The following is a 26,141-nucleotide window of genomic DNA, read 5'->3' on the forward strand; positions in this document are numbered from 1 at the left end:
CACCCGCATCCTCACCCAACCATGACCCTGGAGCTTGAGCAGAGGCTGGTTTTCAAGAAACCCGCCGTGGCACAGCAGCCGTCTACCAGGCTGTATGTCATGGATGGAGTTACAGGAGGCACAGTTCTCGCCCTGATCGGTGTTCTGCTCGGGACTGCCGGGACCTTCGTAGGGCAGTACCTGGCGACGCGTGTCGAGGTGCAACGTGATCGGCGGCAGCGCACGGAAGCGGAACGCGCTGAGCGCAAGGAAGCCATCTTGGGATTCCTCGCTGCCGCGCAACGCATCGAGCTGATACTAGATCGCCGAGGACTTGGCCTCCCGACTTCTGAAGACCCTGCAGACGAGAAGCTCCACGACCTGTGGCTGGCGAAGAAGGCCGTCGAGTTGACCTGTGCGCACGAGACAGCCCAGGCCGCCCATGACTACACCAAGGTGCTACACACCCACATGCGCAACACCGTTCCGTCTGAACAGAATCCCGCGAAGCGCGAATATCGCTACGCCTTCATGGAGGCGGCACGGAACGCATTGGAGAGCGGCCGCCCCAGGATCAGGCGCTGACCCTCGGGCGGCCGGGACTCCCGCCGTGATCGCTGTCATCACGAAATCGCGGCCAGAGCCGTTTTGGTTCAGGCCGTGATTCCGTGAATCCCCAGGTAGACGCATGAGTGCCGGAACGTTTCTCGTGGGGATTGCCCCGGTATGGGGGTCGTGGCGATCGAGGATGTGCTGTTTCCCGGGATCGATGTGCAGGTAACGGCGGTGCAGGCCGCCGCTGAAGGGTTCGTTGTCGAGGCGGAGGCATGCGGGCGCCGGCAGAACTGTCCGAGCTGCGGCGCTCTGGGATGCCGTGTGCACTCCCGCTACTGGCGCCGCCTGGCTGAACGCCCAATCGCAGGAAGGCCGTTGGTGATCGTTCTGCGGGTGCGTCGGTTCTTCTGTGACCGACCCGGGTGCCGGAGGCGGACGTTCGTCGAGCAGGTCCCTGACCTCAGCGAACGGTACCGGCGTCACGGTGTCGGACTGCGACAGTGGATGCGGGCCGTGGCGGTGTTCCTCGGCGGGCGTTCTGGTCAACGCCTGTGCCAGGCCCTGCAGTTCCCCACCGGCCGCACCCAGCTGCTCGGCCTGTTGACCGCGCCGTCGGTTCCCGCGCAGGCGCCCCGGGTCCTCGGGGTCGACGAGTTCGCCTTCCGCAAGGGATGGCGCTACGGCACCGTCCTGGTCGACGTGGAGGAGGCCCGCGTCGTGGACGTCCTCCCGGACCGAGACGCGGCCACATTCATCGCCTGGCTGCACGAACACCCCGGCGCCGAAGTCATCTGCCGGGACCGGGCCACCGCGTATTCCACCGCGATCCGCGAAGCGGCTCCCGACGCCCAGGAGATCGCCGACCGCTGGCACTTGCTGAACAACCTCTCCGCCGCGGTCGAGAAGATCTGCCATCAACACCGCCCCTGCCTGCGCAAACAGGCCGACGCGGAACGAGAAGCCGCACCCCGGAAGGTCATCAATCCGCTGCCGCCGCCGGCCCTGCCGCCCACGAAGATGGCCCTGCGCACCGTCGACCGGTACTCCGACATCCACCGCCTGCTTCGCGAAGGATGTTCGATCTCCGAGACCGCCCGACGCCTGCACCTGGACCGCAAGACCGTCCGTCACTTCCGCGACACCGACCTCGACACCCTGCTCGCCTCCTCCCGCATGGGCCGCCCCAAGGGGGTGCTGGAGCCCTTCACCGCATACATCACCGAGCGGTTCACCGAAGGAGTGACCAGCCCGACCGACCTCTACCGGGAGATCCGCGAGCGCGGCTACCAGGGCAGCGACATGCCCGTGCGCGGCTACGTCGCCGGGCTGCGGACCGGCACCGTCGAACCCGCCCGCGGCGCCATCCCCCGACCCCGCAGAATCACCAAATGGATCATGCTGCCCCGCGGCTCCCTCACGCGCGACGAGGAAGCCGAGCTCCTGACCGTGCGCCTGGCCTGCCCTGACATCGCCCGAGCCTGCGATCTCGCCCGTGCCTTCCACGACCTGCTCCAACACCGCCGCGGACACCAGTTGTTGGCATGGGTACGCGAGGTCGAGCGGGACGCGCCCGCCCCGATCCTTGCCTTCGCGCAGGGCCTGTGCCTCGACCTCGACGCCGTCACCGCCGGCCTCACCCTCCCGTGGAGCTCGGGCATCGTCGAAGGGCACGTCAACCGCATCAAGACCATCAAGCGACAGATGTACGGCCGGGCCTCGTTCCGTCTCCTCCGCACCCGGATCCTGCTCCGATCATGACCTGGGGATTCACGGAATCGCGGCCTGAACCAATTAAGCCGTCGTCGACAACAGTTGCCGGCCCCCGACACGGTCACCCCACACCCCACCGAAATGCGCCGCAGAGCTACCCCCAAGACCCTGCTGCGCCATCGCAGGACGTGGCCGGCGACACGACGGGATGCGTCCCTTGACGGCCAGGCACCCGGGTCGCGCTGGCCGGATTCCGGCACCCGCTCTGATCGGCTAAAAGCGCGGCCCGGCGGGCGAGAACCCGCCCGCAAGCCACATCCACCTCCCAGCCTTCGGCCCGCGGCCGCAGGCCACTTCGTTCGGATGCAGCACAGCGTCGGCTGGCCGATCAGGGCGTCCACCCGGTGCACGACGGATGCTCCCGAACCCGGTCGAGCGGCCTCCCCAGTCCACGCAGAGGCCCCCACCGAACGCTGCCGTGCGCATGAGGTGATCTCACCGGGGTGCCGCTGTCGAGACTGACGGTGCCGCTGCCGTCATCTCGGGTCACTCCGGGGGAAGGCGTCGCCGGTCGGCCAGCGTTCCGGCAGACCAAGAGCGGTGTGGACGGAGCGAATCGCGGGCTGGCGCTCGACCTGGTTCCCAGCCAGTTGCGCGGTTGCCCAGGTAGAGAAGATGGGGGCAGGAAGCGAGGCGGGATCCGGGCTTTGCCAGAGAACGGGAGTGTTTTTCGTCCAGGTCCAGGGTGCTGGGTTGTTCACGACGAGCACGCCGCTGACACGGCTGTGGGCATGGTCGTAGGTGGCAGTCCAGTAGCCATCAGGCTTTCGACTGAAGGTCGATCCGCTGTCGTAGGCGTACTCAACCGTACTCCCGTACAGCGCTCTCTCGAGGTCCTCATCTTCGGGGAAGTCGGCTGCATGGCCTACCGCCACGATGAATGGCAGCTCCAGGTCACCATACCTCCCACCCTTGTGTGTGACGGCGTCGAGCACTCGCTCCGATCCGTCCTCGACCACCCATGCCGAGGGGTAGACGCCGATTGTCCTGCTGGATGGATTGCCACGTTTGCCTGGGCTGCGGGGGATCGCTTGAAACGTGAGGCACCAGCCAGCCTCTTGCCAAGTGTGACTGGGAAGCGGCACCTTGCGCTCATGGTCGGCGATGACCTGGTCGGGGTCCAAGCTTGCAAGCCATCGCGTGAGCCCGGACTTCAGCCGTCTCTGCGGCGGCGTTGCCGTACCGGCGCTATGGAGTTCGCACGATACGAAGAAGTTCGGACTCGGCAAGCGATCGATGGCATCGCTCAACTGCGGTGGGAGCGAGTAAGACCCAGCGTCGCGCTTTTGAGCCTTCCAGATCGCTTCGACGACGAACTGCTCGTTACCGCGCATAACCAGGAAGTCGGGCTTATAGCCACCTGTTCCCGTTTGCCGCTCAACCTCCACGCTGCAACCGGAACCGAGCAACATCTGGTGCAGGTACAATTCCCACAGCGCAGAGTAGACGTTCGTGTCGGAGTTTCGGTCCCGCAGCCGGCTGAGCAGGCCGGGTTGAGCCTGGTCAGGGAAGCACGACCACCATTCGTTGATCACATCCCGAACCTGGTCCCAGAACGGACCGGCGACCCTCTCGAAGAACTCGGCCTGTGGCTCGGCCGCCCGCTTCGGCGCCGCATCCGTCCGATTCCGGCTCGCGTATACACCCATGACAGACGATCGTAGGTCGCCCCGCGGGCCGTTCTCATTCCACGGATCACCCCGTCCCGCTCTCCGGGTACCGTCAGGGTATGAGTCATCCGCACCCCGAGCTGAAAGCCGCCCCGCCCCTTCCCGAAGGAGGGCTGCGGGTCGTCGCCCTGGGCGGCCTGGGTGAGATCGGCCGCAACATGACCGTTTTCGAGCATGCGGGCAAGCTGCTCATCGTCGACTGCGGCGTGCTGTTCCCCGAGGAGACCCAGCCCGGCGTGGACGTGATCCTGCCGGACTTCACCTCGATCCGGGACCGGCTGGACGACATCGTGGCCGTGGTCCTCACCCACGGCCACGAGGACCACATCGGCGGCGTGACGTACCTGCTGCGCGAGCGGTCCGACATCCCCGTCGTCGGCTCCAAGCTGACACTGGCGTTCCTGGAGGCCAAGCTCAAGGAACACGGCATCCGGCCGCGCACGGTGCGGGTGCGGGAGGGCGACCGGCGCGGCTTCGGGCCCTACGACTGCGAGTTCGTGGCGGTCAACCACTCCATCCCCGACAGCCTCGCGGTCGCGATCCGCACCAGCGCCGGGATGGTGCTGCACACCGGCGACTTCAAGATGGACCAGTTCCCTCTCGACGACCGCATCACCGACCTGCGCGCCTTCGCCCGCCTCGGCGAGGAGGGCGTGGACCTGTTCCTCACGGACTCCACCAACGCCGAAGTACCCGGCTTCACCACCTCCGAGCGAGAGCTGAACCCGGCGATCGAGCAGGTGATGCGCACCGCGCCGCGCCGGGTCATCGTCTCCAGCTTCGCCAGCCATGTGCACCGCATCCAGCAGGTCCTGGACGCCGCCCACCAGCACGGCCGCAGGGTCGCCTTCGTCGGCCGGTCGATGGTCCGCAACATGGGCATCGCCCGTGACCTGGGCTATCTGAAGGTCCCCTCCGGTCTGGTCGTGAACACGAAGGAGCTGGAAAAGCTCCCGGACCACAAGATCACTCTGGTGTGCACCGGCTCCCAGGGCGAACCGATGGCCGCACTGTCACGGATGGCCAACCGCGACCACATGATCCGCATCGGCAAGGGCGACACCGTCCTGCTCGCCAGCTCGTTGATCCCCGGCAACGAGAACGCCATCTACCGGGTGATCAACGGACTCACCCGGTGGGGCGCCCACGTGGTCCACAAGGGCAACGCCAAGGTGCACGTCTCCGGGCACGCCAGCGCCGGCGAACTCGTCTACTGCTACAACATCGTCAAACCCCGCAACGTCATGCCCGTGCACGGCGAATGGCGCCACCTCCGGGCCAACGCCGACCTCGCCATCCGTACCGGTGTCGACCCCGAACGCGTCGTCATCGCCGAGGACGGCGTCGTCGTCGACCTGGTCGACGGGCGCGCATCCATCACCGGCAAGGTCCCCGCCGGCAACGTCTACGTGGACGGCATGGAAGTCGGCGGCGCCACCGAAGCGTCCCTCAAGGACCGCCTCACCCTCGCCGCCGAAGGCGTCATCACGGTGGTGGCGATCGTCGACGCAGACACCGGCGCCCTCGCCGAGGCCCCCGACTTCCTGGCCCGCGGCTTCGTCCACGACGACACCACCTTCGAGCCGGTCATCCCCGTCATCGAGAAGACCCTGGCCACCGCGGCCGAGGAAGGCGTCGGGGACGCGCGCCAACTCGAACAACTCCTCGCCCGCGCCGTGGCGAACTGGGCGTTCCGCACCCACCGCCGCCGACCCCTCATCATCCCCGTCATCATCGACGCCTGAGCCACAGCCCGGCAGCACGGTCGCCGTTCCGGTCGCGGCCCCGCGAGCATCGAGGTCGGGCACGCCCGGACCGGACGGTGGCGAAGCCGCCGGGCTCGACGAGGCGGATGGCCTCGCCGTGGGCGGCCAGCAGGTCCGCGAGGGAGTCGGTGTTGCGGGCGACAGCCCTGTCGCCGCGCTCCAGGGCCGCCTGCGCGAACTCGCGGCCGAAGCCGCGGGAGGACCGGGTGACATGGCGGCGGTGCACCCCGCCCAGATGTTGCACCAGATCGGACAGCGTCCACTCGGGGCAGGTCGGCACTGCACGTCGTGGCTGGGCACGAAGGCGACCGCTGCCGGGAACGCGACCGACTGTGTGTCGATCAGCCGCAGCAGGACGGGGAACGCCACGCGGATGCCTACCGTCACCCCGGACAACCGCAGTCGATTTTCACAGCGGTACAGGGGCACGCAAGGCGCGCAACACCGGCCGTGCACCCTCGGACAAGGCAGTGCCCTCATCCCGGAATTCCAGTTCGGCGGCGCCACCAACCCGAACCAACCGCATCTGGGCCATTCCCCCAGGCAAGTCCGCCGGCTACGCCCCGCCCGCAACGCGCGCACGGGCATGCGCACGTCGCGGGCCACTGCACGGGACGCACGAGTGAATAGCGCGAGTGCCGGTGAAGCGGTTAGATCGCGGGACTCATCGACTCAGCCGCCGCTCTTGCGCCTGAACGACCGCTGGCTCGCAGCCGGGCCGTGCGCCGAACGCACCTTCGACGTATCGGACTTGGCGGCAATATCAGCGGCGTCCGCCTGCGCACCGCGCTTGCGCGCCAGTGCTTCGCGGAACTTGCGCTTGAGGTCGTAGTTGCCGTCGCTGTCCGGCTCCAGAGGGGACGTCTCCGGGGCAGCCGGCTCCGAACCTTCCGTAGATACGGGCTCTGCGGTCATGGTGACCTCCTGGGTTCGGGGATGGGCAAGCACAGCTTGTCATGCCGAGCGCAGTGCGAGGCCCCGACAACGTCATCCTGCTCCGTTTCGGCGGGCATCCCTCTCGCGGCCAAAGGCGTTGACTTCGTAGGTGAGGCGCACAGGACGGCTTCGGGCCGGGCCGAGGGTTGTCGATCCCGTGGCCAGGCTGCCAGGGCAACGGCTCTCAGCCGTTGCGACGCACGAGGGCGGCCCTGCGGGCCTCGGCGAGCTTGCGGGCCTCGCCGGCCTTTCGGGACTTGCCGCCGGCGCCGCGGGAGGTGCCCTTGCTGGTGCCGAGGCCGCGGAAGGGAGCGTTGGTGTTCTTGGGTCGGGCGACGGCGGGCCCGCCGTCGAGCGGGACCCCGGAGGGAGTCTTGGCGCCGGTGATCCGGCTCAGCTCCGCCTCGCCCGAGCGCACCTTGGTGACGGTCGGCTCGATGCCGGCCCCGGCCATCATGCGGCTCGTCTCGCGGCGCTGGCCCGCCAGCACGAGCGTGACCACGCTGCCGGACTCACCGGCGCGGGCGGTGCGGCCCGCCCGGTGCACATAGTCCTTGGCATCGGTGGGCGGGTCGACGTTGACCACGAGATCGAGGTGGTCGACGTGCAGGCCACGGGCCGCGACATTGGTCGCCACCAGAACGGTGATCTGGCTGTTCTTGAACTGCGCCAGGGTCCGTGTGCGCTGTGGCTGGGACTTGCCGCTGTGCAGGGCCCCGGCGTGCACCCCGCTGGCCCGCAGATGCCGGGTGAGCTGGTCGACGGCGTGCTTGGTGTCGAGGAACAGCAGTACGCGGCCGTCGCGGGCGGCGATTTCCGTGGTGACGGCGTAGCGGTCAGGGCCGTGGACGACCAGAACGTGGTGCTCCATCGTCGTGACTGTGCCCGCGGCCGGGTTGACCGAGTGGACGACGGGGTCGTGGAGGTAGCGGCGGACCAGTTGATCGACGTCGCGATCGAGAGTGGCCGAGAAGAGCATCCGCTGACCGTCGGGGTGCACCTGGTCGAGCACGTCGGCAACCTGCGGCAGGAATCCCAAGTCGCACATCTGGTCGGCCTCGTCCAGCACGGTGATTCTCACCCGTCCCAGGCGGCAGGCGTTGCGCTCGATCAGGTCGTGCAGGCGTCCGGGGGTGGCGACGACCACCTCGGCTCCCTGGCGCAGCGCGGTGACCTGCCGGCCGATCGACGTTCCGCCGACGACCGTGGCGATCCGCAGCCGCAGTGCCTCGGCGTACGGCGCCAGCGCCTGGGTGACCTGTTGGGCCAGCTCCCGGGTGGGCACAAGGATCAGAGCGAGGGGCTGCTTCGGTTCGGCGCGCCGCCCGGCTGTACGTGTCAGCAGCGGCAGGCCGAAGGCGAGCGTCTTGCCTGATCCGGTGCGCCCGCGTCCCAGGATGTCGCGCCCCTCCAGGGCATCGGGCAGTGTGGCGGCCTGGATCGGAAAGGCTTCGCGCACCCCGAGTTCGCTCAGTGTCCGCAGCACCTCCGTCGGCAGTTCCAGACCGGCGAAGGTGACGGCCGGGAGCAGCGCCGGGGTCGTTGCCCCGGGCTGGGCGGGACTGCCGTGGGCGATGCCGGAGTAATTGGGATGCTTCATAAACAGCCTTCCGCAAGGGAACGTACCGAGGAAGGCCCGGCAGGTTTGAACAGCCCACGCACAAGCCGAACAGAACAGGCAGAATCGCCCACCGCGACGACCACGCAAACGCGTGAGACTAACACATGGCATAACCTCGCGCCGCTGATACCGATCGCCCCTGTGTACGGGTGCTGGCAGCGGGTCGGCATGGAACAACCGTTCCCCTTGAAGAACGGCCCCACCCCACGGGCGAGCTGTCGAGCCACGCATCGAGCCTTACGAGCGGGGCGCCGGGCGGGGCAGCAGGCCCCTGCTGCGGGTGCAGGTCAGCAAGCCGGACGCGGGAGAGCGGCGGCGGCACAGCAGAAGGCTGCTGTCATCAAGTCCGCGCTCGGGAACGTGCCGGGTCTTCCGATCACGGCGCTGAAGGGTCCCGTGCTGGCGGATGCGGTCGAGGTCCTGACCGCGCCCGCACGCGAGCCCGGCATGCCAGTGCTTGCTGGCCTGCGTATCGAGGCGAGTCATGAGGCGGTCACGCTGACCGCGACTGACCAATACCGGCTCTCCACCCGAACCCTGGTGCCGACTGAACCACCGAGGCAGGCGTGGGCCGGCACGGTCAACGGCGATGAGATGCGGGCCGCGGTCGCCGAGATCCGCCGCAGCGGGCTGGTGCGACTGCCGCACGGGATCGGGCTCCGCGTGGCCGACCGGGAGGACCGGCATTGCCGTTTGCTGCTCGAGGAGTTCCCCGACTATCGGCTGATGCTCGCGTCACTGAGCGAGTCACCACACGTGTGACGGTCTAGGAACTGCTCCTGCGAGCCCTGAAGAACACCCCGGCGAGCGCATCGCACTGCACGTTGCCGCCCAGGGAGTGGACGTCGTGTCAGCAGATGACGAGCACCCCGACATCCCGCTCCCGGCTACCGCGACGGGGCAGGCCCTCCAGATCTGCTTCGAGCTGACCACGCTCTATCCCGCCGTGAGCACCGCGATCAGCCCCGACGTGATGCCCGACCTGAGGGGAAACGACCAGCCCGTCACGATCCGCTCCGCCGACCGCGGCGATCTCACCACCCTGGCCCTGCCCATCAAGCCCCGCCGCTCCGCCTGAGAAAGACGACGAGGAACATCCATGACCACCGCACCCGCCAGCCCCGACCATGGAAGCCATAAGGCAAGCCGTCACCGAAGGCCGAGCCGGTGACATCGCTTCTACCCGCCAGAAGCTTCTGACTCTGTGGTCCGCGGTCGGTGTCACGGGCGACCCGCTTCACCGCTGCTCTCTCGCTCACTACCTGGCAGATCTCACGAAGATCCCGCCCGGGCCCTGGCCTGGGACGTCCGGGCCTTGGGGGGCAGACCGCTGGCGCAGGTGATCACGGCGCCAGGGCAGAGGAGACGGCACGCACGGAGCGCGCGGCGCCCAGCGGCTCCTGCAAGCCGGCCACCATGCAGGCGAAGCCGGTGCCCTGCGAACCGGCACACCGCGTCATTCCGAAGGAATGCGAAACTCGAATTCGGGACGGTCCCACGGCACGGCGGGCGGGTTCGCGAGCGCGGTCCCGGTCCGCACTGCACCGACGCGGTGGTAGAAGTCCTCGGCGGGAAGGTGCGACACGACTTTGAGACGGTCGATCCCGGCAGCACGGGCCTCGGACTGCATGTGCGCCACAAGCAGCCGTCCAATACCCCGTCCTTGCACTTCGTCGGCGACGAACAGCAGGTCGAGCTCCGGTGGAGCAAGAACGAGCGAGTAGAACCCGAGGACCCGGCCTCCATGCTCGTCGGCGCCGACGGCCACAAAGGCGCGGTGTGCCTCGATGTAATCAGGACCGACCCGGTAGCCCGCGACTGCGGCTGCGTACTTACCCTCATAGGCGCCTGAGCCACGCACGAGTCGCGTGAGCCGTTTGGCATCCCGCGCGACCGCCCTCCGTATCGTGACCGGCTGGCTGATCGGGGAAGTGCGTGAACTCATCGGGAGAGTATTTCGCACCGGGAAGTGCCTTCGTGCGGCGGGTCTGCTGCTCGCGCAGGCGTTCCTGCACCGCTCCCCGGAACCCCTCGCCCAGGCCCCGATCGGCCACGTCACTGCCGCCGAATCGCCCCGGCACACGCCCACGTACACGCGGATCATCGTGGCCGAACACGCCCGACGCCGCCTGCGCGAGGCCGCCGCGCACCCGATGCACCCAGTACGGGACGCCTCCCGCACCCCGTGCCTACCACACTGGCCGAGGCCGAGGCCGACGCTCTCGCCTCCGTCGTGGACGCCATCGCCGCGTCCTTCCCGACTCGCTCCGGATCCCTGCCCCGCATCCCCGCACAAGCCCCTGCACGGCGACGAAGAGGCCGCCCAGGAGGAACGGCTGCTGCTCGCCACGGGCCGCCGCGCCCGACCGACATCGAGCAGATGCGCTCCCGGCCGCGGAGGCCAGGACCGGCGTCCGCGTAGGCCGACAGGTCACCGGCGGCCACGACGAACTCCGCAAAAGCCCCGTCGGGATGTTCCCAACGCTGTTGGTAAATCCGTCCCGCTGGATCTCATCCGGCGGGACGGATTGCTGCGAAGGGTGAGACTTGGGTGCGGGCGAGAGGTCTGCCAGTGGGGTAGGCGTCGAGGCGGGCGAAATTAGGCGACTCAGCTGGCGCCACTGACGGAGAGGGATCAGTAGCACCGGCTCGCCAATTCGTCAATCCTGCTCGCCATTGATCACGACGGTGACGGTACCCACCCCCCTCTCCTCGCCTAAACTGCCCGGGCTCCCACCCATGACACCAATGCCCTCGCCCGCGGCATCAGCCCCTGTACAACCCGCGCCGCAGCCCGCCCCTGCAGTCTCAGCCCAGTCCGAAGCGCCCGCCACCGATGAAACCGACGGAGCCGATAGCTCCGCACTCTCCCCCGAGGAACCCCTCAACCTTGAGACACTAGTGACCCGTGTCGAAGAACGGATCCGTGGCCTGCACGCGGCCTCCGCCGAAATCGGCGAACTCCTCGGCCACCTCGCGGACCAGAGCCGGGCGGCGTCTGTCACCCAACCCATCGGCCGGCAGCAGGCCGATAGGACCGTGCGGCTCCTGAACCAGACGCTATCCAGGCTGCGCAGACTGCCGGAACTCATGGAGGAGATGACGGAACCCGTCTGACGCAGTTCGTCCGGCAGGTCCGACGCGCTGGATGCCTATCACCTGCCAGCAGAGCCTCCAGTGCAAGCCCCAATCCTTCATGACCAACTGCACGACGACGTCCCGCCGCAGCAAGTCGGCGGGGCGTCGTCGTATCAGGTCCCCGTCTACGCAGGACCCCCGCCGGAGCAAGCCGACGAGGGTGCTCCCTTGTCACGAGCGATCACAAGCAATCACGGCGGGTCACCAACCCCGCGGATGCACTCACGTCACAAGGCTCTGACCTGGACTTACGCGCCCGCCCTGGACCAGCTGGACGCCCAGAGACGGCTTCTACGACATGTGCTAGGTGGGACCGTCAGCTCGGAGCGAGCGGCTACGGCCAATCCAACAGAGCCGCAGTCCCACGGTCTGCATCACTCGAGATCCGGACATTCCCGGGCCAGCGGTCCCGGCATGGTCTCCACGGCTGCCGTATGCGCAGGTCAGCGAGTTGCCGCCGCTGTACCACCAGCAGACAAAGAAGCTGCTGGCGCCTTCCCGGCCATCATCCAGGACACCGCTGCTCCTTGGCTTCCACAGCTTCCCGCAGTCCATGGCTGCCCTGGCCATCGGCCTGGCCAGTCCGGACGAGAGCAGTGAGCTGTCTGGATCGAGCCGCGCCGATGCGCAACTCCTTCCGAAGCGTTTCGGCCGATGCAGGCCGCTGATGCAGTTCCCGGTGCCGGGCATCGAGGATCTTCGCCTGCTCCAGCAAAGGTTCGTCCCCTTGTTGCCCAGAGGGCCAATCCGCCGTGACGGTGCCTTCATTCGACCATGCCGTGTCGTGAATGCCCGGACTTCCCGGACGGTGCACGAGAAGTTCGACCGAGAGCAGGAGCGCGACGGGCGGCCACCCGGCGACGAGGACCGGTTTCCATTCCAAAGCCGGTGCCGCCGCGATGTTTGCGGCCAGAGAGACCGCGATTCCCAGCAAGAAGGCCGACCAAATCGCCCATTTTGCCCGGCGGGTCCGAGGCTCTGACTGTTTGAGAAGCCCGACCGTGGCCAGGAGCAACAGACCATCAACCGAAAGCGGCCACAGCGAGGCACTGACCGAGTCGGCTCCGCCCTGCAGGGCGAACTTCCGCTGATGGACATAGGAGGCATAGGCGGCGACCCCTGCGACGACAAGCGCACACAGGGGCCGCACCCACGCATCAGCATCGACCCCACGCCGACGGACAGGGTGTCCGGTGGCCTCTTGTGGCCGCCTCATCCCGCCCTCACCTGCGGCACTGAGAACCTGGCGGACTCGTCAGTCCAACGTGCACTGCCTGCTGAGCGACACAGCCCAGTCGGCAAGATCATTGCACATCTATTGCGCACTTGCCCGGGAACTCCCGGGAAATCCAGGAAACTGGAGGGAAGCCCTCCGTATCCCTCAACGCAACTCCCCAGGCCAGCAGGGGTGCAGCTCAGCCCCAGGCCCCCACCGGCAGGAACGAACTGTCCTGCCGGAACAGGTCCGTCCCGTCCGACCGTTCCACTCGGAGTTGGTAGCCGTAGTGCCGCAGGTAGTACCCCGGGTAGTTGTACGACTCGAAGCGCAGCGAACCCGTCGTCGTGCCCGTGCGGGCGATGAACGTCGCGTCCCTCGCGAACGTCGTCGTGCTGTTGTTGGCGTCGAAGCGGGCCCGGAAGTCCCAGTGTCTCAGGTAGTTGCCGGAGGCGTCGCGGAAGGAGTAGCCGCCCGCGTCCGCGAGGCCTGCCGTCACTGTGAACGTCGACGCCTGCTTCTCCGCGGAACTGCTGGAGGCGCTCACCACCGGGAGGTTCAGCAGTGACGACTGCTGCTGCCAGTAGCGGGTCGTGTAGTTGACGGACTGGAAGGAGCGGGTCACGTTGCGGGACAGGGTCGGGCCGCCCGACACCGTCTCCTTGACCACCGTGAAGTGCCGGGCCGTACCCGAGATCGCGGGCAGTGCCGTCGGCGCCGACCACGTCGCGAAGGTGTCGTAGCTGTCGCTGTAGTAGTAACGGCCGTCGCCGTAGCCGTCGAAGAACAGCCGCCACGCGCCGTTGTCGAGCTGGATCAGCGCCGGGCCCTCGCGGTAGCTGCCCCAGCCCGCCCAGTTGCCGGTCCGGGAGATCACATACGGGCCCGTCAGACTCGACGCCGTGCCGTACTCGATGTACTTCGTCGTCTCGTTCTTCGTGAAGGCGTGGTACGTCGAGCCGATCTTCACGATGAACGTGTCGATGTGGTTGGCGCCGATGCCGGACAGAGCCACCGGTGAACTCCACGCCGTCAGCGCGGAGTTCGTGGCCCGTAGCAGATACGGCGTGAAGATCCACTCGTCGTTCGTCGTCGAGCAGGACACGATGATGTTCACGCTGCCGTCGCTGTCGACGAAGAACTCCGGCGCCCAGGCGCGGGAGAGGTTCGCGATCGGGACCGGATAGTCATAGAGGAACGCCCAGTTGACGCGGTCGGCGCTCCGCGCGAAGCCGATCGTGGTGCTGGTGTCCTGCCAGGTGTGCGTCGTGTACGTGACGTAGTAGTAGCCGTCGGTGTGTCTGATGACGCTGGCGTCGCGGATGCGGTTGCTGGGCGGGGTGTAGGCGGAGGACTTCAGCAGGCGGAAGTCCGTTGCGTCGTCGGACTGGTAGACGTTCACCGTGCCGTCGTTGCTGTTGAGGAACGGCACGATCGTGTAGCGGGTGGCGGAGCCGCTCGGCGGTGCGGCGGCTGCCGCCGCGCCGAGCAGTCCGGGGGCTTCGGACAGCAGCAGCGCGGAGGCGGGTACGGCGGCCATCGCGCGGAGCAGGGTGCGGCGGGACGGGGTGGGGGGTCCTGCGGTCATGGGCGGCTCTCCCTCTGACATATGTTCGGGATATCGAACTCAGTTCGGGAATTCGGTCAGAAGGTAGGGGTGGGGCAGGGGTGCGTCAATGGTTCGCGCACACACCGGCGAGACCCACGAAAAAGCTGCGGCATGCACCGAGTCCGGCTCGCGCCGAGGTCGTTCCGTCATGGATCCGCAGAGGTTACTGTTCGGTAGACAAGTCCGTCTCCGGAGGTGTCCCGCATGACGTTCGACCGTTCAGCAGGCCTGGCGGAGTCCGCCCGCGCCCTGGCCGACGGGGAGGTGACCTCCCGGACGCTGGTCGAGCGGGCGCTCGCGCGCATCGAGGCGACGCAGGGGTCGCTGAACGCCTTCCGGATCGTCCGGGCCGAGGCGGCGCTCGCCGAGGCGGATGCGGCGGACAAGGAACTCGCCGGCGGTAACCGTCGTCCACTCCTCGGGGTGCCGGTGGCCGTCAAGGACGACATGGATGTCGCGGGAGAGCCGACCGCGTTCGGCTGTCGGGGGGAGTTCCCGCCGGTCGCCGAGGACGGTGAGGCGGTACGGCGGCTGCGCGCGGCCGGGGCGGTGATCGTCGGCAAGACCAACACCTGCGAGCTCGGGCAGTGGCCGTTCACCGAGGGGCCTGCCTTCGGTGAGACCCGTAATCCGTGGAACACCGCGCACACCCCGGGCGGGTCCTCCGGAGGTTCGGCCGCCGCCGTCGCCGCCGGGCTCGTGCCCGCTGCCCTTGGCTCGGACGGCGCCGGGTCGGTGCGGATCCCGGCGTCCTGGACCCATTTGATCGGCATCAAGCCGCAGCGCGGCAGGATCTCCACCTGGCCGCGCGGCGAGTCCTTCCAGGGCATCACGGTCAACGGCACCCTGGCCCGTACGGTCGCCGACGCCGCCCTGCTGCTGGACGCGGCGAGCGGCAACCACGACGGGGACCCGCACCGCCCGCCGGCCGTCGACGCCTCGGCGGCCGTGGGCCGCGACCCCGGACGACTGCGCATCGCCCTCTCCCTGAAGCCGCCCTTCACCGCCCTGCCCGCCCGGCTCCAGCCCGAGGTGCGCGCGAAGGTCGTCCAACTCGCCGAGAAACTGGCCGCGTTGGGGCACACCGTCGAGGAGGCCGATCCGCCGTACGGGCAGATCGGGCTGACCTTCGTGCCCCGGGCGACCGTCGGGATCGCCGAGTGGGTGACCGAGTCGCCCTTCCCGGCCCTCCTCGACCGGCGCACCCTGGGCGCCGCCCGCCTGGGCCGGCTGCTCGGCGGGGCACCGCTGCGGGCGGCCCGGCGCGCCGAAGCCGTACTGCAACGCCGTATCGGCACCTTCTTCGAGTCGTACGACGTCATGCTCGCCCCCACCACGGCCGCTCCCCCGCCGCGCATCGGCGCGATGCTGGGACTCGGCGGGCTCGCCACCGACCGCGCGATGATCGCCGCCTGCCCCTTCGCCTGGCCGTGGAACGTGCTGGGCTGGCCCGGCGTCAACGTCCCGGCCGGGTTCGTCGCGGACGGTCTGCCGGTCGGCGCCCAACTGCTCGGACCGTCCCACAGCGAGCCTCTTCTGCTGTCGCTCGCCGCCCAGTTGGAGGCGGAGCTGCGCTGGCACGAGGCGTGGCCGCCGGGGCAGGTCACCTCGGACGCGCCGGCCGCGTAGGCCAACGGCGGGGTGCCCGGCGTCGGTTCACCACACCGCACGCTCTAACGTGATCCCCGTGACTGCGTCCACAGAAGAGAACGTCCCCGGCCGCCACGGCCCCTTCGCCACCGTCGAGGCCGACCCCCGCGAGGTGGGCCGGGTGCGCACCGAGTACTCGCCCGCCCACGACGGCGACCCGGACCCCGGGGAGATCGTGTGGACCTGGGTGCCGTATGAGGAGAACGACGGCCGGGGCAAGGACCGGCCCGTGCTGGTCGTGGCCCGGGAGCCGGGCGGCACCTTCCTCGCCGTGCAGCTCTCCAGCAAGCGGCATGACGCGCAAAGGGACTGGGTGCCGATCGGCAACGGGCCCTGGGACCGGTCCGGGCGGGATTCCTGGGTCGACGTGGACCGGGTGCTGCGGCTGCACGAGCGGGGCATGCGGCGCGAGGCGTGCGCGCTGGACCGGATGCGGTTCAACGCGGTCCGGCACCGGCTGCGGGAGCGCTACGCCTGGAGCTGACGCTCCGGAAGCTCTACGACTGGAACTGACGCTCGGGGAACGCCCGTTCGAAGGCCGCCCGCGTCGTCGTTCCCGGCGTGCGGTCCAGGATGCCAAACACCACGTGCGCGAAGCGGCCCGCGAACCGCCCGCCCGACCCGAGCAGCGCCCGGAACGCGCCCGCGACCTGCGCCGGGTCGTTCTGGAACACCCCGCAGCCCCAGGCGCCCAGCACCAGGCGCCGGTAGCCGTGCACCGCGGCCACCTCCAGCACGCGCTCGGCGCGAACGGCGAGGGCGCCCGGGAGTTGCGCGGCGCGTTCCGGCGCCGTACGTCTGACGACTCCCGCGTTCGGCGCCGCGGAGGTGAGGAACCCGGCCGTGTACGGCTCGTCCAGCAGGCGTCCGCGGTCGTCGCGGAAGACGGACACGGCCGGTGAGTGGATGACACGATCCGTGTAGAACGGGTCACGGTGGGCCCGGTGGTGGTCGTAGAACTCGCGGACCTCGACCAGGCAGGTGTAGAGCGCGGAGGCGCGGCACAGGGCCTCCTCCTGGGCCTGGGCGCCGTTGAGGTAGCCGCCGCCCGGGTTGCGGGCCGAGGAGAAGTTCAGTACGGCCGTCCCCTCGCCGATCCTGCGCGCCGCCTCCAGGCTGCTCTCGCCGGTGACCTCGAAGAACGTGTCCACCAAGGGCGCGGAGGGGACCGGGACAGCGCCCGGCCCGTACATGCGCGTCCCTCGCCGGGCGGCTGACACCGCCGCCGCGATCGACACCTCGCGGCCGTCGGACGCCGTATAGCGGCCCTCCGCCACGATCTGTTCCGTCTGCTGTGCGATGCCCCGCAGGCGCGCGCTCATGGCGCCACCCCCGTGAGCGCCTTGAGCGCGCGCCGGGCGCTCTCCCCCGTCGTGCTCATGCAGGCATCCTGCGCGATGCTCGACAGGTGGCGCAACGGAGTTTCCTGGTCCGCGAACGCGCCCGGAAACGCGCGGGAACTGGATGTGACCGATCCGGAACATCCCGGGAGGCGCCCTTGTGCGGAGCCAGTTCAGCGTCTTGGGTGGGACGGGTGTGCCGTCCCGGCCCACCCGAAATGCCGGGCCGGTGGCATGGTGGAATATCAGGAGGATCCCGATATGACCAATTCGTCTGGCGGCTCTTCACCGAGCGGCTGTACCAGGCCCCGCACCTCGGTCTCCGAGGCCGAGGTCGAGGCCCTGGTCCGCGGTATCTGCTTCAAGACCGGCCCACCGCGCACCATAGGTGTCGAGGTGGAATGGCTCGTCCACGAGCTGCGCACCCCGCAGCTCCCCGTCACACCCGAACGACTGCGAGCGGCCTACGCCGCCCTGCGGACCGTGCCCCTGAGGTCGGCGCTCACCGTCGAACCCGGCGGTCAGCTGGAGCTGAGCTCCCCGCCCGCCGCCTCCCTGATGGAGTGCATCGGTACCGTCTCCGCCGACCTCGACACCGTCCGCGCCACCTTGCGCGAGCACGGTCTCGGACTGGTCGGCATCGGCCAGGACCCCTGGCACGAACCCCGCCGCTATCTGCGCGAACCCCGCTACGACGCCATGGAGACCTGCCTGGACCGCAGAGGTCCGGCGGGCCGCGCCATGATGTGCACCTCCGCCTCCGTCCAGGTCTGCCTCGACGCCGGCCACGAGGAGCCGGGACCGCTCGGCCATGTACGGCGCTGGTGGCTCGCCCACCAGCTCGGCGCGGTCCTGGTGGCGGCCTTCGCCAACTCCCCCCTCGCCGGGAACGAGCCCACCGGCTGGCGCTCCACCCGGCAGTTGCTGTGGATGGAGATCGGCGCGGGCCGGGCGGGCGCTCCCCCGCTGGACGGCGATCCGCGCGCCGCCTGGGCCCGGCATGTGCTGGACGCGCCGGTGATGTGCGTACGCCACGACAACGGACCGTGGGAGGTCCCGGAGGGGCTCACCTTCCGGGAGTGGACCAGATCGGCGGTGCCGAGACCGCCCACCCAGGAGGACCTCGGCTATCACCTGACGACCCTGTTCCCGCCGGTCAGACCGCGTGGCCATCTGGAACTGCGCATGATCGACGCGCAGCCGGGCGAGGACGGCTGGATCGTCCCGCTCGCCGTGACGGCCGCGCTGTTCGACGACCCGCAGGCCGCCGAGACCGCCTATCGCGCGGTCAAGCCGCTCGCCGAGCGGGCCCAGCCGCTGCCCGCGCCGCACAACCCGCTGTGGACCGACGCGGCCATGCACGCCCTGACCGACCCGGAACTGCACGAGGCGGCGCTCGTCTGCTTCGCCTCCGCGCTTGAGGCCCTGCCGAGGATGGGCGCCACCCCCGAGGTCACGGCGTCCGTGGCGGCGTACCGGGACCGCTACATCGCCCGGGGCCGCTGTCCCGCCGACGATCTGCTCGACCGCCTGCACGGGAAGGACCGCACGCCATGACCGAGACCGAGGCGCTCCGGGAACGGGCCCTGACCACACTCACCACGGCCCGGGACCGCACCACCCTGCTCACCAGCTGCGTCGAGGACCCCGATCTGACCGCGCAGCACTCCCCGCTGATGTCGCCGCTGGTGTGGGACCTGGCGCACATCGGCAACCAGGAGGAGCAGTGGCTGCTGCGGGCCGTCGCGGGCCGGGAGGCCATGCGCCCCGAGATCGACAGCCTCTACGACGCCTTCGAGCATCCGCGCTCCGAGCGCCCCACGCTGCCGCTGCTGCCGCCCGCCGAGGCCCGGCTGTACGCCGACGAGGTGCGCGGACGGGTGCTGGACCTGCTGGAGAGCACCGCGTTCCACGGGACCCGGCTGACCGAGGCGGGCTTCGCCTTCGGGATGATCGCCCAGCACGAACAGCAGCACGACGAGACCATGCTGATCACCCATCAGCTCCGCAAGGGCCCGCAGGCCCTGACCGCCCCCGACCCGGAGCCGGCCCCGCTGTTCACCGGACCGGCCGAAGTCCTGGTCCCCGGCGGCCCGTTCACCATGGGCACCTCCACCGAACCGTGGGCGCTGGACAACGAACGCCCAGCGCACCGGCGCGAGGTGGCGCCCTTCCATATCGACACCACACCCGTGTCCAACGGCGCCTACCAGGCGTTCATCGAGGACGGCGGCTACGAGGACGAGCGCTGGTGGGCCCCGGCGGGGTGGGCCCACATCCGCCAGCACTCCATCCACGCGCCGCTGTTCTGGCACCGGGACGGCAAGCAGTGGCTCAGGCGCCGGTTCGGGGTGACCGAGGTCGTGCCGCCCGACGAGCCGGTGCTGCACGTGTGCTGGTACGAGGCCGACGCCTACGCCCGCTGGGCGGGCCGCCGGCTGCCCACCGAGGCCGAGTGGGAGAAGGCGGCCCGCCACGACCCGGCCGGCGACCGCTCCACGCGCTACCCCTGGGGCGACGCCGACCCGGCCCCCGAGCACGCCAACCTGGGCCAGCGCCATCTGCGCCCGGCCCCCGTCGGCAGCTACCCGGAGGGCGAATCGCCGCTCGGCGTACGCCAGTTGATCGGCGACGTGTGGGAGTGGACGGCGAGCGACTTCCTGCCCTACCCGGGGTTCGTCGCGTTCCCCTACAAGGAGTACTCGGAGGTGTTCTTCGGGCCGGAGTACAAGGTGCTGCGCGGCGGTTCGTTCGCCGTGGACGCGGTGGCCTGCCGGGGCACGTTCCGCAACTGGGACTACCCGATCCGCCGGCAGATCTTCTCCGGGTTCCGCACGGCCCGCTCGGAGGCTGTCTGATGTGCCGTCATGTGGCGTATCTGGGGCCCGAGGAGCCGCTCGGCAGATACCTCGTGACGCCCCCGCACGGCCTGTACCGGCAGTCCTGGGCGCCCAGGCGGCAGCAGTACGGGACGGTCAATGCCGATGGTTTCGGCGTCGGTTGGTATGCGGCCGGTGATCCGTTGCCGGCCCGCTACCGGCGGGCGGGGCCGATCTGGGCGGACCTGTCCTTCGCCGATCTCGCCCGTGTCGCCCGGACGAGCTGCCTGCTGGCTGCGGTGCGGGACGCGACCCTCTCCGGGGCGGACGGGGAAGCCGCGGCGGCGCCCTTCGCCTCCGGCACCTGGCTGTTCAGCCACAACGGGGCCGTGCCGGGCTGGCCCGACTCCCTGGCGCCGCTCGCTGGGACGCTGTCCGCGACGGATCTGCTGTCGCTGGAGGCCCGTAACGACTCGGCGTTCGTGTGGGCGCTGGTGCTGGCCCGGCTGCGTGCCGGGGACGACGAGGGCCAGGCGCTGGCCGACACGGTCCGCGAGGTCGCCGAGGCGGCGCCGGGATCCCGGCTCAACCTGCTGCTGACCAGCGGCGACAGCATCACGGCGACCGCCTGGGGCGACACGCTGTGGTACCTCACGACACCCGGCCACGGCACGGTCGTGGCCTCCGAACCGTACGACGACGATCCGCTCTGGCGCGAGGTCCCGGACCGCACGCTCCTCGTCGCAAGCCGCACGGACGTCACTCTCACTCCCCTGAAGGAGCCGGGCGAGACCTCGGCACCCTCCCCCACGCTCGAATCCACTCGCGCGGGGGGACCCCCATCGTCCAAGGAGCCCCGTACGTGAGCCCGTTCCTTCTCACCCGCCAACTGCCCGAGGACGCCACCGAGGCCGCCCTGCGCGCCGACGTCCTCCAGGGCCTGACCCGCACCCCGAAGACCCTCCCACCGAAATGGTTCTACGACGCCCACGGCAGCGAACTGTTCGAGCAGATCACGGAGTTGCCCGAGTACTACCCCACGCGCGCCGAACGGGAGATCCTGATCACCCGTGCCGACGACATCGCCGCGGCCACCCACGCCCGCACCCTGGTCGAACTGGGCTCCGGCTCCTCGGAGAAGACGCGGTACGTCATCGACGCGCTCACCGAACTGCACACGTACGTCCCCGTCGACGTCAGCGAGAGCGCCCTCAGCCAGGCCGGGCACGCCCTCATCGAGGAGCGGACCGGCCTTGACGTGCACGCGCTGATCGCCGACTTCACCGGCGGGCTCACCCTGCCCGACACCCCGGGTCCCCGGCTGGTGGCGTTCCTCGGCGGCACGATCGGCAACCTGCTGCCCGCCGAGCGCGCCGCCTTCCTCGCCCGGGTCCGCGCGCTGATGGCGCCGGGCGACGCCCTGCTTCTCGGCACGGACCTGGTCAAGGACGAGAAGGTGCTGGTCAGGGCGTACGACGACGCGGCCGGGGTGACGGCCGCGTTCAACAAGAACGTCCTGACCGTCGTCAACCGTGAACTGGGCGCCGACTTCGATCCGGGCGCCTTCGACCATGTGGCGCTGTGGGACGCCGACAACGAGTGGATCGAGATGCGGCTGCGGGCCCGCACCGCGCAGACGGTGAAGGTGCCCGCGCTGGACCTCGCCGTCGACTTCGCGGCCGGCGAGGAACTGCACACCGAGGTGTCGGCGAAGTTCCGGAAGGAGGGTGTGCGCGCCGAACTGTCCGCGGCGGGGCTGGATCTGGCCCACTGGTGGACGGACGGCGAGGGCCGGTTCGCGCTGTCACTGAGCGTGGCCCGGTGACGGACGGCTCGCGCGATGTCCCGCCTTGGGGCACCGTGGAGTGACGCGTGTGAGAGGAGCACCCACATGTCGAACCACACCTACCGGGTCACGGATATCGTCGGCACCTCGCCCGAGGGCGTGGACCAGGCCATCCGCAACGGCATCGAGCGGGCCTCGCAGACCCTGCGCAACCTGGACTGGTTCGAGGTGACCGAGGTGCGCGGCCAGCTCGACAACGGGCAGATCGCGCACTGGCAGGTGACCATGAAGGTCGGCTTCCGCCTGGAGGACACCGCCGACTGAGCGCGCCGGACCTCAGGTCCGCCCCTCCCGCTCCTGCGCCGTCTTCAGCGCCGCGGAGGGGGCGGTCCACTTCGCCCGTACGACGGTGAACCCGGCCCGTTCGGCGTCCTCGCACACCAGCTCGTCGTCGTCCACCAGGACCCGGATCTCCCGGGTCCTGGCCAGGCGGCGGAGGATCTCCAGCTTGGTGCGCCGGGCGGGCCTGCGGTCGTCGTTGCGGCGCATGTACACACGCCCTTCGGGCAGCCCCTGGGCAGCGAGCCACTCCAGCGTGTCGCGCCGGCAGCGCTCGGGCCGCCCGGTCAGGTAGACCACTTCGCACTCCTCGGCGCTGGCCAGCACCAGCGCGATGCCCTCGGCGATCGGCGGGTCCGCGGGGGCGGCGGCGAAGAAGGCGTCCCAGTCGCGGGGCTTGGTCTCCAGGAACCGCTGCCGGTGGGCGGTGTCGGCGAGGGTGTTGTCGAGGTCGAACACGGCGAGCGGGCGTTTACTGCTGTCGGTCACGGCGTCAACTCTACGCAGAGGGCGGCCCGGTGATCAGAACGGTCCTACGCGCGGGCGGCCCGGTGATCAGGACGATCTCCGCAGGCCTCACACTTCTGTCATGCCTTCGACGCCCCGTACTCCCCTGACCGGTTCCGCCTGCTCGCTCGTCGTCTGCCGGGGCTGCTGCTGCGGCAACGCCCGCAAGCACCCCGGCACCGACCACGAGGGCCAGCTGGAGCTGCTGCGCGCGGCGGCCTCGGAGCACGGTTTCCGGATCCGTACGACCGACTGCCTGGGCCCCTGCGACCAGGCCAACGTCATCGTCGTCGGCCCCTCGGCCGCGGGACGGAGGGCCGGCGGACGGCCGACGTGGGTCGGCTTCGCCACGGACGACGACAGCACCGACGAGGTCGTGCGCTGGGTGGCGGCGGGCGGGCCGGGGGTGGCGGAGCCGCCGGTGACGCTGGAGTTGCAGTTCATCGAGGCACCCAAGGACCCGAGGGTGCGCTCGCGGCGCTGACCTGCACAGCCCCTGATTGTTAATGGGATCCATTTTCATGTAGCGTCCTCGGTGTTCACCCACCGAGGAGGTACGTCATGGCCGTCCCCAAGCGGAAGATGTCCCGCAGCAACACCCGCCACCGCCGAGCGCAGTGGAAGGCCGCCACCCCCACGCTGGTGCCGGTCACCGTCGACGGAGTCCAGCACTTGGTGCCGCAGCGCCTGGTCAAGGCCTACGAGCGCGGGCTGCTGCGCCCCGAGGACTGAGCGGATGTCCGACGACCGCCGCCTGCCCGTCACCGTGCTCTCCGGATTCCTCGGGGCGGGCAAGACCACGCTGCTCAACCACGTCCTCACCAACCGCGAGGGCCTGCGGGTGGCCGTCATCGTCAACGACATGAGCGAGGTCAACATCGACGCCGCGCTGGTGCGCGGCGGCGAGGCCGCCCTGTCGCGGACCGAGGAACGCCTGGTCGAGATGACCAACGGCTGTATCTGCTGCACCCTGCGCGACGATCTGCTGGAGGAGGTCGACCGGCTGGCCCGCGAGGGCCGCTTCGACCACCTCCTGATCGAGTCCTCCGGGATCTCCGAGCCGATGCCGGTCGCGGCCACCTTCGCCTTCGCCCGCGACGACGGCGCCACACTTGGCGACCTCGCGCTCCTGGACACCATGGTCACGGTCGTCGACGCCGCCAACTTCCTGTCCGAGCTGGACGGTGGCGACGAACTCGCCGAGCGCGGCCTCGCCCCGTACGAGGACGACGAGCGCACAGTGAGCGATCTCCTCGTCGACCAGGTGGAGTTCGCGGACGTCATCGTGCTCAACAAGCTGGACCTGGTCGACGACGTGACGGCGGACCGGCTGCGGGCGGCACTGGCCCGGCTCAACCCGGCCGCGCGGATCGTCGACGCCGTACAGGGACGCGTGCAGCTCCAAGAGGTGCTCGGCACGCGGCTGTTCGACCTGGAGCGCGCCCAGCAGGCCCCCGGCTGGGTCCGCGAACTCAACGGCGACCACGTCCCCGAGACCGAGGAGTACGGGATCTCCTCCACGGTGTTCCGCTCCGAACTCCCCTTCCACCCCGAGTGGTTGTGGACCTTCGTCACCGAGGAACTCGACAGCGGCACATACGGAAAGGTGCTCCGCTCCAAGGGCTTCTTCACCCTCGCCAGCCGCCCGCACGTGACGGGCCTGTGGTCCCAGGCCGGCTCGGTGGCCCGCTTCGAGCCGTCCACCGCGCGGGACGACACGGCCCCGTACGCGCAGGAACTGGTCTTCATCGGCACGCAGTTGGACGCGAAGGCCCTCCGGTCCGCGCTGACCGACTGCCTCATGGCACCCGGTGAGGCGCTTCCGCCCGCCGATCCGTTCCCGGCCTGGGACACCTACGGCATCGACGAGGCCTGCGACCACGAACACGCCGCAGCCGCGCACTGACGCCGGGGGGCGTCGGCGTGCGGCTCAAGCCGTCGTGACGGGCAAAGGTGCCTCGATGCGATGGTCGCCGGTCCGGGCGATCTCGTTCAGCACATGCCGCAGCCGGTGCAGGAAGCGCGGGACGTTGACCTGGGCCACGGCCGTGTCCGGATAGCTGCCCTTGAGATAGGTGCGGTCCCACAGGCGGTTCACCCAGATCAGTACATCGGCGCCGCCGGCCGGGCCGACCAGGGCGTTGCAGTTCGCGGCGGCCCAGTCCCGCGAGCCCGGTGCGTGCCGGAGGTCCATGTAGGACACCATGGGCAGGACGGCCGCGCTGTCCGGCTGCACCGACAGCCCCGGGAACAGCTCCGCCACCCGCAACGGCGACACCCCGGCCAGGTTTCGGGCCCCCTCGAAGGCCTTCTGGGCGCGACCGACGACATCGCCGAACCGCGGCCCCGCCAAGGGGAATTCGACCGGGACCAGGTTGATGAACCAGCCCTGCGTGTACGTCCAGCGCGGCTCGTCCCTGGTGTGGACGACGACCAGGCCGCGGTACGACGACGGACCGCCCAGTTCGTATCCGGTGATGGCAAGCGCGGTGAGCAGACCGGCGGAGAATCCGGCACCCCGGCTCCGGCAGACCGCGGCGAACGCCTCGGACGCGGCCTCGTCAAGCAGGTGCATGTCAATGGAGGCGCTGCGGTGGTCCCCGCCCGGTTCGGTCCCGAGGTCCAGGGGGAAGCGTGGCGGCCCTCCGCTGAAGAATTCCAGCCATCGACGCACCTCCGGCGCGGCGACGTCGAGTGCGGCGGCCCGTTCGCGGTCGAGGGCACAGAAGTCGACGTAGCTGCCCGTCGCCGGAAGGTCCGGCTGCTCTCCGGTCAGCTCCGCCTCGTACAGCGCGCGCAGTTCGCTGAAGACCAGCAGGATGGAGAACCCGTCGGTGTGCGCGTGGTCCACCGCGAACCAGACGGTCGAAGGGGCCGTTTCCGCACGGACGACCGCGCCCGCCACGAACGGCGGCCAGTTCAAGGGATCGGTGCCGGTGTCGCAGCGCTCCCGCAGGTGGTCCCGGATCACGGTGGGGGAGGCATGGGTGCGCAGCGCCACCGGCTCCAGCGACAGCACGTCCGCGGGCACCGCGTGCCGCCGCAGTCCGCCCGTGTGCTCGCCCACCGCGAACCAGGTCAGCAGGGTCGGGTGGCGCCGGATCCACTTCTCCAGCGCCCGCGCCATGGCGGCGGTGTCCAGCCTGCCCGGCACGTCGAAGACGATGCCCAGCCAGGGCGACTGCTCCTTGCCCCGGGCCCGGTTCGCCAGTCGGCGCCGGATGTGGTTCTCCTGTACGTAGGACGGCGGCGCGGGATGCTCCCGGGCGGTGGCGGCGGACCGCAACGCCGGGGCCGTAACGTGGAATTCGACCAGCTCACCAGGGGTCGGCTCGTAGTCGAGGATCGGTGTCATCAGCATGGAGCCGACCCTTCCGTGCGCGGGTTGGAGCCGTGAAAAGGCTCCATAAACCTGCGGCAGGCGGCGGTCGTCGCCCCCA

Annotated in this window: 26 protein-coding genes; 16 read left to right on the forward strand and 10 right to left on the reverse strand. The window is 69.7% G+C overall.

Annotated elements, in window-relative coordinates; all coding sequences use genetic code 11:
* Window positions 1-564 (forward strand): hypothetical protein (locus H4N64_RS18945; RefSeq protein WP_222109143.1); only part of this gene is annotated, 564 nt, incomplete at its 5' end.
* Between the two features lie 141 nt (window positions 565-705).
* A complete protein-coding gene (locus H4N64_RS18950; protein WP_186283544.1) occupies window positions 706-2,292 on the forward strand; it encodes an ISL3 family transposase in 1,587 nt (528 codons plus the stop codon).
* 488 nt (window positions 2,293-2,780) lie between these two features.
* Here H4N64_RS18950 and H4N64_RS18955 read toward each other — a convergent pair whose 3' ends face one another.
* On the reverse strand, window positions 2,781-3,953 hold the full coding sequence (locus H4N64_RS18955; protein WP_222109144.1) for a hypothetical protein: 1,173 nt from the start codon (window positions 3,951-3,953) through the stop codon (window positions 2,781-2,783).
* An 80-nt stretch (window positions 3,954-4,033) separates the two neighbouring features.
* Between H4N64_RS18955 and H4N64_RS18960 the strand changes: the two genes are divergently transcribed.
* Complete coding sequence (locus H4N64_RS18960; RefSeq protein ID WP_186283545.1) at window positions 4,034-5,719, forward strand: ribonuclease J; 1,686 nt, start codon at window positions 4,034-4,036, stop codon at window positions 5,717-5,719.
* Here H4N64_RS18960 and H4N64_RS18965 read toward each other — a convergent pair.
* From H4N64_RS18965 to H4N64_RS18975, 3 genes are all read right to left on the reverse strand, one after another.
* Entirely contained in the window at window positions 5,706-6,020 is a 315-nt protein-coding gene (locus H4N64_RS18965; RefSeq protein WP_186283546.1) for a maleylpyruvate isomerase N-terminal domain-containing protein, read from the reverse strand. The two genes, H4N64_RS18960 and H4N64_RS18965, sit on opposite strands and share 14 nt — an antisense overlap.
* Before the next feature lie 392 nt (window positions 6,021-6,412).
* Window positions 6,413-6,655, reverse strand: a complete 243-nt coding sequence (locus tag H4N64_RS18970; protein WP_186283547.1) for a DUF5302 domain-containing protein — start codon at window positions 6,653-6,655, stop codon at window positions 6,413-6,415.
* A gap of 205 nt (window positions 6,656-6,860) precedes the next feature.
* Window positions 6,861-8,276 (reverse strand): DEAD/DEAH box helicase, encoded by a 1,416-nt coding sequence (locus H4N64_RS18975; RefSeq protein ID WP_186283548.1) that lies wholly within the window; start codon window positions 8,274-8,276, stop codon window positions 6,861-6,863.
* 381 nt (window positions 8,277-8,657) lie between these two features.
* Between H4N64_RS18975 and H4N64_RS46760 the strand changes: the two genes are divergently transcribed.
* Entirely contained in the window at window positions 8,658-9,059 is a 402-nt protein-coding gene (locus H4N64_RS46760; RefSeq protein ID WP_418896276.1) for a beta clamp domain-containing protein, read from the forward strand.
* Between the two features lie 85 nt (window positions 9,060-9,144).
* Window positions 9,145-9,375, forward strand: a complete 231-nt coding sequence (locus tag H4N64_RS46765; RefSeq protein WP_418896277.1) for a hypothetical protein — start codon at window positions 9,145-9,147, stop codon at window positions 9,373-9,375.
* A 378-nt stretch (window positions 9,376-9,753) separates the two neighbouring features.
* Here the strand turns inward: H4N64_RS46765 and H4N64_RS18985 are convergent, their stop codons facing one another.
* Window positions 9,754-10,242 carry a GNAT family N-acetyltransferase gene (locus tag H4N64_RS18985; RefSeq protein WP_186283549.1) on the reverse strand — a complete coding sequence of 163 codons (489 nt, stop codon included), beginning with the start codon at window positions 10,240-10,242 and terminating at the stop codon, window positions 9,754-9,756.
* Window positions 10,243-11,198: 956 nt separating this feature from the next.
* Between H4N64_RS18985 and H4N64_RS18990 the strand changes: the two genes are divergently transcribed.
* Entirely contained in the window at window positions 11,199-11,414 is a 216-nt protein-coding gene (locus H4N64_RS18990; protein WP_186283550.1) for a hypothetical protein, read from the forward strand.
* A 526-nt stretch (window positions 11,415-11,940) separates the two neighbouring features.
* Here the strand turns inward: H4N64_RS18990 and H4N64_RS18995 are convergent.
* Both H4N64_RS18995 and H4N64_RS19000 read right to left on the reverse strand, forming a co-directional pair.
* A complete protein-coding gene (locus H4N64_RS18995) occupies window positions 11,941-12,651 on the reverse strand; it encodes a DUF2637 domain-containing protein (RefSeq protein ID WP_186283551.1) in 711 nt (236 codons plus the stop codon).
* Window positions 12,652-12,850: 199 nt separating this feature from the next.
* Window positions 12,851-14,239: a glycoside hydrolase family 43 protein gene (locus H4N64_RS19000; protein ID WP_186283552.1), complete on the reverse strand. Its 1,389-nt coding sequence runs from the start codon at window positions 14,237-14,239 to the stop codon at window positions 12,851-12,853.
* A 225-nt stretch (window positions 14,240-14,464) separates the two neighbouring features.
* Between H4N64_RS19000 and H4N64_RS19005 the strand changes: the two genes are divergently transcribed.
* Together H4N64_RS19005 and H4N64_RS19010 are read left to right on the forward strand one after the other, a co-directional pair.
* Window positions 14,465-15,889 (forward strand): amidase, encoded by a 1,425-nt coding sequence (locus H4N64_RS19005; protein WP_186283553.1) that lies wholly within the window; start codon window positions 14,465-14,467, stop codon window positions 15,887-15,889.
* A 58-nt stretch (window positions 15,890-15,947) separates the two neighbouring features.
* The gene (locus tag H4N64_RS19010; RefSeq protein WP_186283554.1) at window positions 15,948-16,394 is read left to right on the forward strand and encodes a type II toxin-antitoxin system PemK/MazF family toxin; all 447 of its coding nucleotides are present in this window, start codon (window positions 15,948-15,950) and stop codon (window positions 16,392-16,394) included.
* A gap of 13 nt (window positions 16,395-16,407) precedes the next feature.
* Here the strand turns inward: H4N64_RS19010 and H4N64_RS19015 are convergent, their stop codons facing one another.
* Window positions 16,408-17,232 (reverse strand): TIGR02452 family protein, encoded by an 825-nt coding sequence (locus tag H4N64_RS19015; protein WP_186283555.1) that lies wholly within the window; start codon window positions 17,230-17,232, stop codon window positions 16,408-16,410.
* A gap of 279 nt (window positions 17,233-17,511) precedes the next feature.
* On the opposite strand from H4N64_RS19015, the gene egtA reads away from it, so the two are divergent.
* The 5 genes from egtA to H4N64_RS19040 all read left to right on the forward strand — a co-directional run bounded on the left by egtA (window position 17,512) and on the right by H4N64_RS19040 (window position 22,179).
* Complete coding sequence (gene egtA / locus H4N64_RS19020; protein WP_186283556.1) at window positions 17,512-18,807, forward strand: ergothioneine biosynthesis glutamate--cysteine ligase EgtA; 1,296 nt, start codon at window positions 17,512-17,514, stop codon at window positions 18,805-18,807.
* Complete coding sequence (egtB, locus tag H4N64_RS19025) at window positions 18,804-20,108, forward strand: ergothioneine biosynthesis protein EgtB (protein ID WP_186283557.1); 1,305 nt, start codon at window positions 18,804-18,806, stop codon at window positions 20,106-20,108. The genes egtA and egtB overlap by 4 nt, the downstream gene beginning before the upstream one ends.
* Window positions 20,108-20,935, forward strand: coding sequence for an ergothioneine biosynthesis protein EgtC (gene egtC, locus H4N64_RS19030; RefSeq protein WP_186283558.1), 828 nt, complete (start codon window positions 20,108-20,110; stop codon window positions 20,933-20,935). The genes egtB and egtC overlap by 1 nt, the downstream gene beginning before the upstream one ends.
* Entirely contained in the window at window positions 20,932-21,894 is a 963-nt protein-coding gene (egtD, locus tag H4N64_RS19035; RefSeq protein WP_186283559.1) for an L-histidine N(alpha)-methyltransferase, read from the forward strand. The genes egtC and egtD overlap by 4 nt, the downstream gene beginning before the upstream one ends.
* Window positions 21,895-21,960: 66 nt before the next feature.
* Complete coding sequence (locus H4N64_RS19040; protein WP_186283560.1) at window positions 21,961-22,179, forward strand: dodecin; 219 nt, start codon at window positions 21,961-21,963, stop codon at window positions 22,177-22,179.
* Between the two features lie 12 nt (window positions 22,180-22,191).
* Here H4N64_RS19040 and H4N64_RS19045 read toward each other — a convergent pair whose 3' ends face one another.
* The gene (locus H4N64_RS19045) at window positions 22,192-22,683 is read right to left on the reverse strand and encodes a phosphatase domain-containing protein (protein WP_186283561.1); all 492 of its coding nucleotides are present in this window, start codon (window positions 22,681-22,683) and stop codon (window positions 22,192-22,194) included.
* Between the two features lie 100 nt (window positions 22,684-22,783).
* Between H4N64_RS19045 and H4N64_RS19050 the strand changes: the two genes are divergently transcribed.
* From H4N64_RS19050 to H4N64_RS19060, 3 genes are all read left to right on the forward strand, one after another.
* A complete protein-coding gene (locus H4N64_RS19050; protein WP_186283562.1) occupies window positions 22,784-23,185 on the forward strand; it encodes a (2Fe-2S) ferredoxin domain-containing protein in 402 nt (133 codons plus the stop codon).
* A gap of 77 nt (window positions 23,186-23,262) precedes the next feature.
* Entirely contained in the window at window positions 23,263-23,433 is a 171-nt protein-coding gene (gene rpmF, locus H4N64_RS19055; RefSeq protein WP_186283563.1) for a 50S ribosomal protein L32, read from the forward strand.
* Window positions 23,434-23,437: 4 nt separating this feature from the next.
* The gene (locus H4N64_RS19060; RefSeq protein ID WP_186283564.1) at window positions 23,438-24,607 is read left to right on the forward strand and encodes a GTP-binding protein; all 1,170 of its coding nucleotides are present in this window, start codon (window positions 23,438-23,440) and stop codon (window positions 24,605-24,607) included.
* A 24-nt stretch (window positions 24,608-24,631) separates the two neighbouring features.
* On the opposite strand, the gene H4N64_RS19065 is transcribed toward H4N64_RS19060, so the two are convergent.
* Entirely contained in the window at window positions 24,632-26,062 is a 1,431-nt protein-coding gene (locus H4N64_RS19065; protein WP_186283565.1) for a condensation domain-containing protein, read from the reverse strand.
* Window positions 26,063-26,141: the final 79 nt, after the last annotated feature.

The sequence above is a fragment of the Streptomyces cupreus genome (genome assembly GCF_014257025.1).
GTDB lineage: Bacteria > Actinomycetota > Actinomycetes > Streptomycetales > Streptomycetaceae > Streptomyces > Streptomyces cupreus.

What these genes read in the sequence shown, in the direction of transcription:
- H4N64_RS18950 (WP_186283544.1), top strand. Translation starts at nt 706, where the DNA reads ATGGGGGTCGTGGCGATCGAGGATGTGCTGTTTCCCGGGATCGATGTG.
- H4N64_RS18955 (WP_222109144.1), bottom strand. Translation starts at nt 3,953, where the DNA reads ATGGGTGTATACGCGAGCCGGAATCGGACGGATGCGGCGCCGAAGCGG.
- H4N64_RS18960 (WP_186283545.1), top strand. Translation starts at nt 4,034, where the DNA reads ATGAGTCATCCGCACCCCGAGCTGAAAGCCGCCCCGCCCCTTCCCGAA.
- H4N64_RS18970 (WP_186283547.1), bottom strand. Translation starts at nt 6,655, where the DNA reads ATGACCGCAGAGCCCGTATCTACGGAAGGTTCGGAGCCGGCTGCCCCG.
- H4N64_RS18975 (WP_186283548.1), bottom strand. Translation starts at nt 8,276, where the DNA reads ATGAAGCATCCCAATTACTCCGGCATCGCCCACGGCAGTCCCGCCCAG.
- H4N64_RS18985 (WP_186283549.1), bottom strand. Translation starts at nt 10,242, where the DNA reads ATGAGTTCACGCACTTCCCCGATCAGCCAGCCGGTCACGATACGGAGG.
- H4N64_RS18995 (WP_186283551.1), bottom strand. Translation starts at nt 12,651, where the DNA reads ATGAGGCGGCCACAAGAGGCCACCGGACACCCTGTCCGTCGGCGTGGG.
- H4N64_RS19000 (WP_186283552.1), bottom strand. Translation starts at nt 14,239, where the DNA reads ATGACCGCAGGACCCCCCACCCCGTCCCGCCGCACCCTGCTCCGCGCG.
- H4N64_RS19005 (WP_186283553.1), top strand. Translation starts at nt 14,465, where the DNA reads ATGACGTTCGACCGTTCAGCAGGCCTGGCGGAGTCCGCCCGCGCCCTG.
- H4N64_RS19015 (WP_186283555.1), bottom strand. Translation starts at nt 17,232, where the DNA reads ATGAGCGCGCGCCTGCGGGGCATCGCACAGCAGACGGAACAGATCGTG.
- egtA (WP_186283556.1), top strand. Translation starts at nt 17,512, where the DNA reads ATGACCAATTCGTCTGGCGGCTCTTCACCGAGCGGCTGTACCAGGCCC.
- egtB (WP_186283557.1), top strand. Translation starts at nt 18,804, where the DNA reads ATGACCGAGACCGAGGCGCTCCGGGAACGGGCCCTGACCACACTCACC.
- egtC (WP_186283558.1), top strand. Translation starts at nt 20,108, where the DNA reads ATGTGCCGTCATGTGGCGTATCTGGGGCCCGAGGAGCCGCTCGGCAGA.
- H4N64_RS19040 (WP_186283560.1), top strand. Translation starts at nt 21,961, where the DNA reads ATGTCGAACCACACCTACCGGGTCACGGATATCGTCGGCACCTCGCCC.
- H4N64_RS19050 (WP_186283562.1), top strand. Translation starts at nt 22,784, where the DNA reads ATGCCTTCGACGCCCCGTACTCCCCTGACCGGTTCCGCCTGCTCGCTC.
- rpmF (WP_186283563.1), top strand. Translation starts at nt 23,263, where the DNA reads ATGGCCGTCCCCAAGCGGAAGATGTCCCGCAGCAACACCCGCCACCGC.
- H4N64_RS19060 (WP_186283564.1), top strand. Translation starts at nt 23,438, where the DNA reads ATGTCCGACGACCGCCGCCTGCCCGTCACCGTGCTCTCCGGATTCCTC.
- H4N64_RS19065 (WP_186283565.1), bottom strand. Translation starts at nt 26,062, where the DNA reads ATGCTGATGACACCGATCCTCGACTACGAGCCGACCCCTGGTGAGCTG.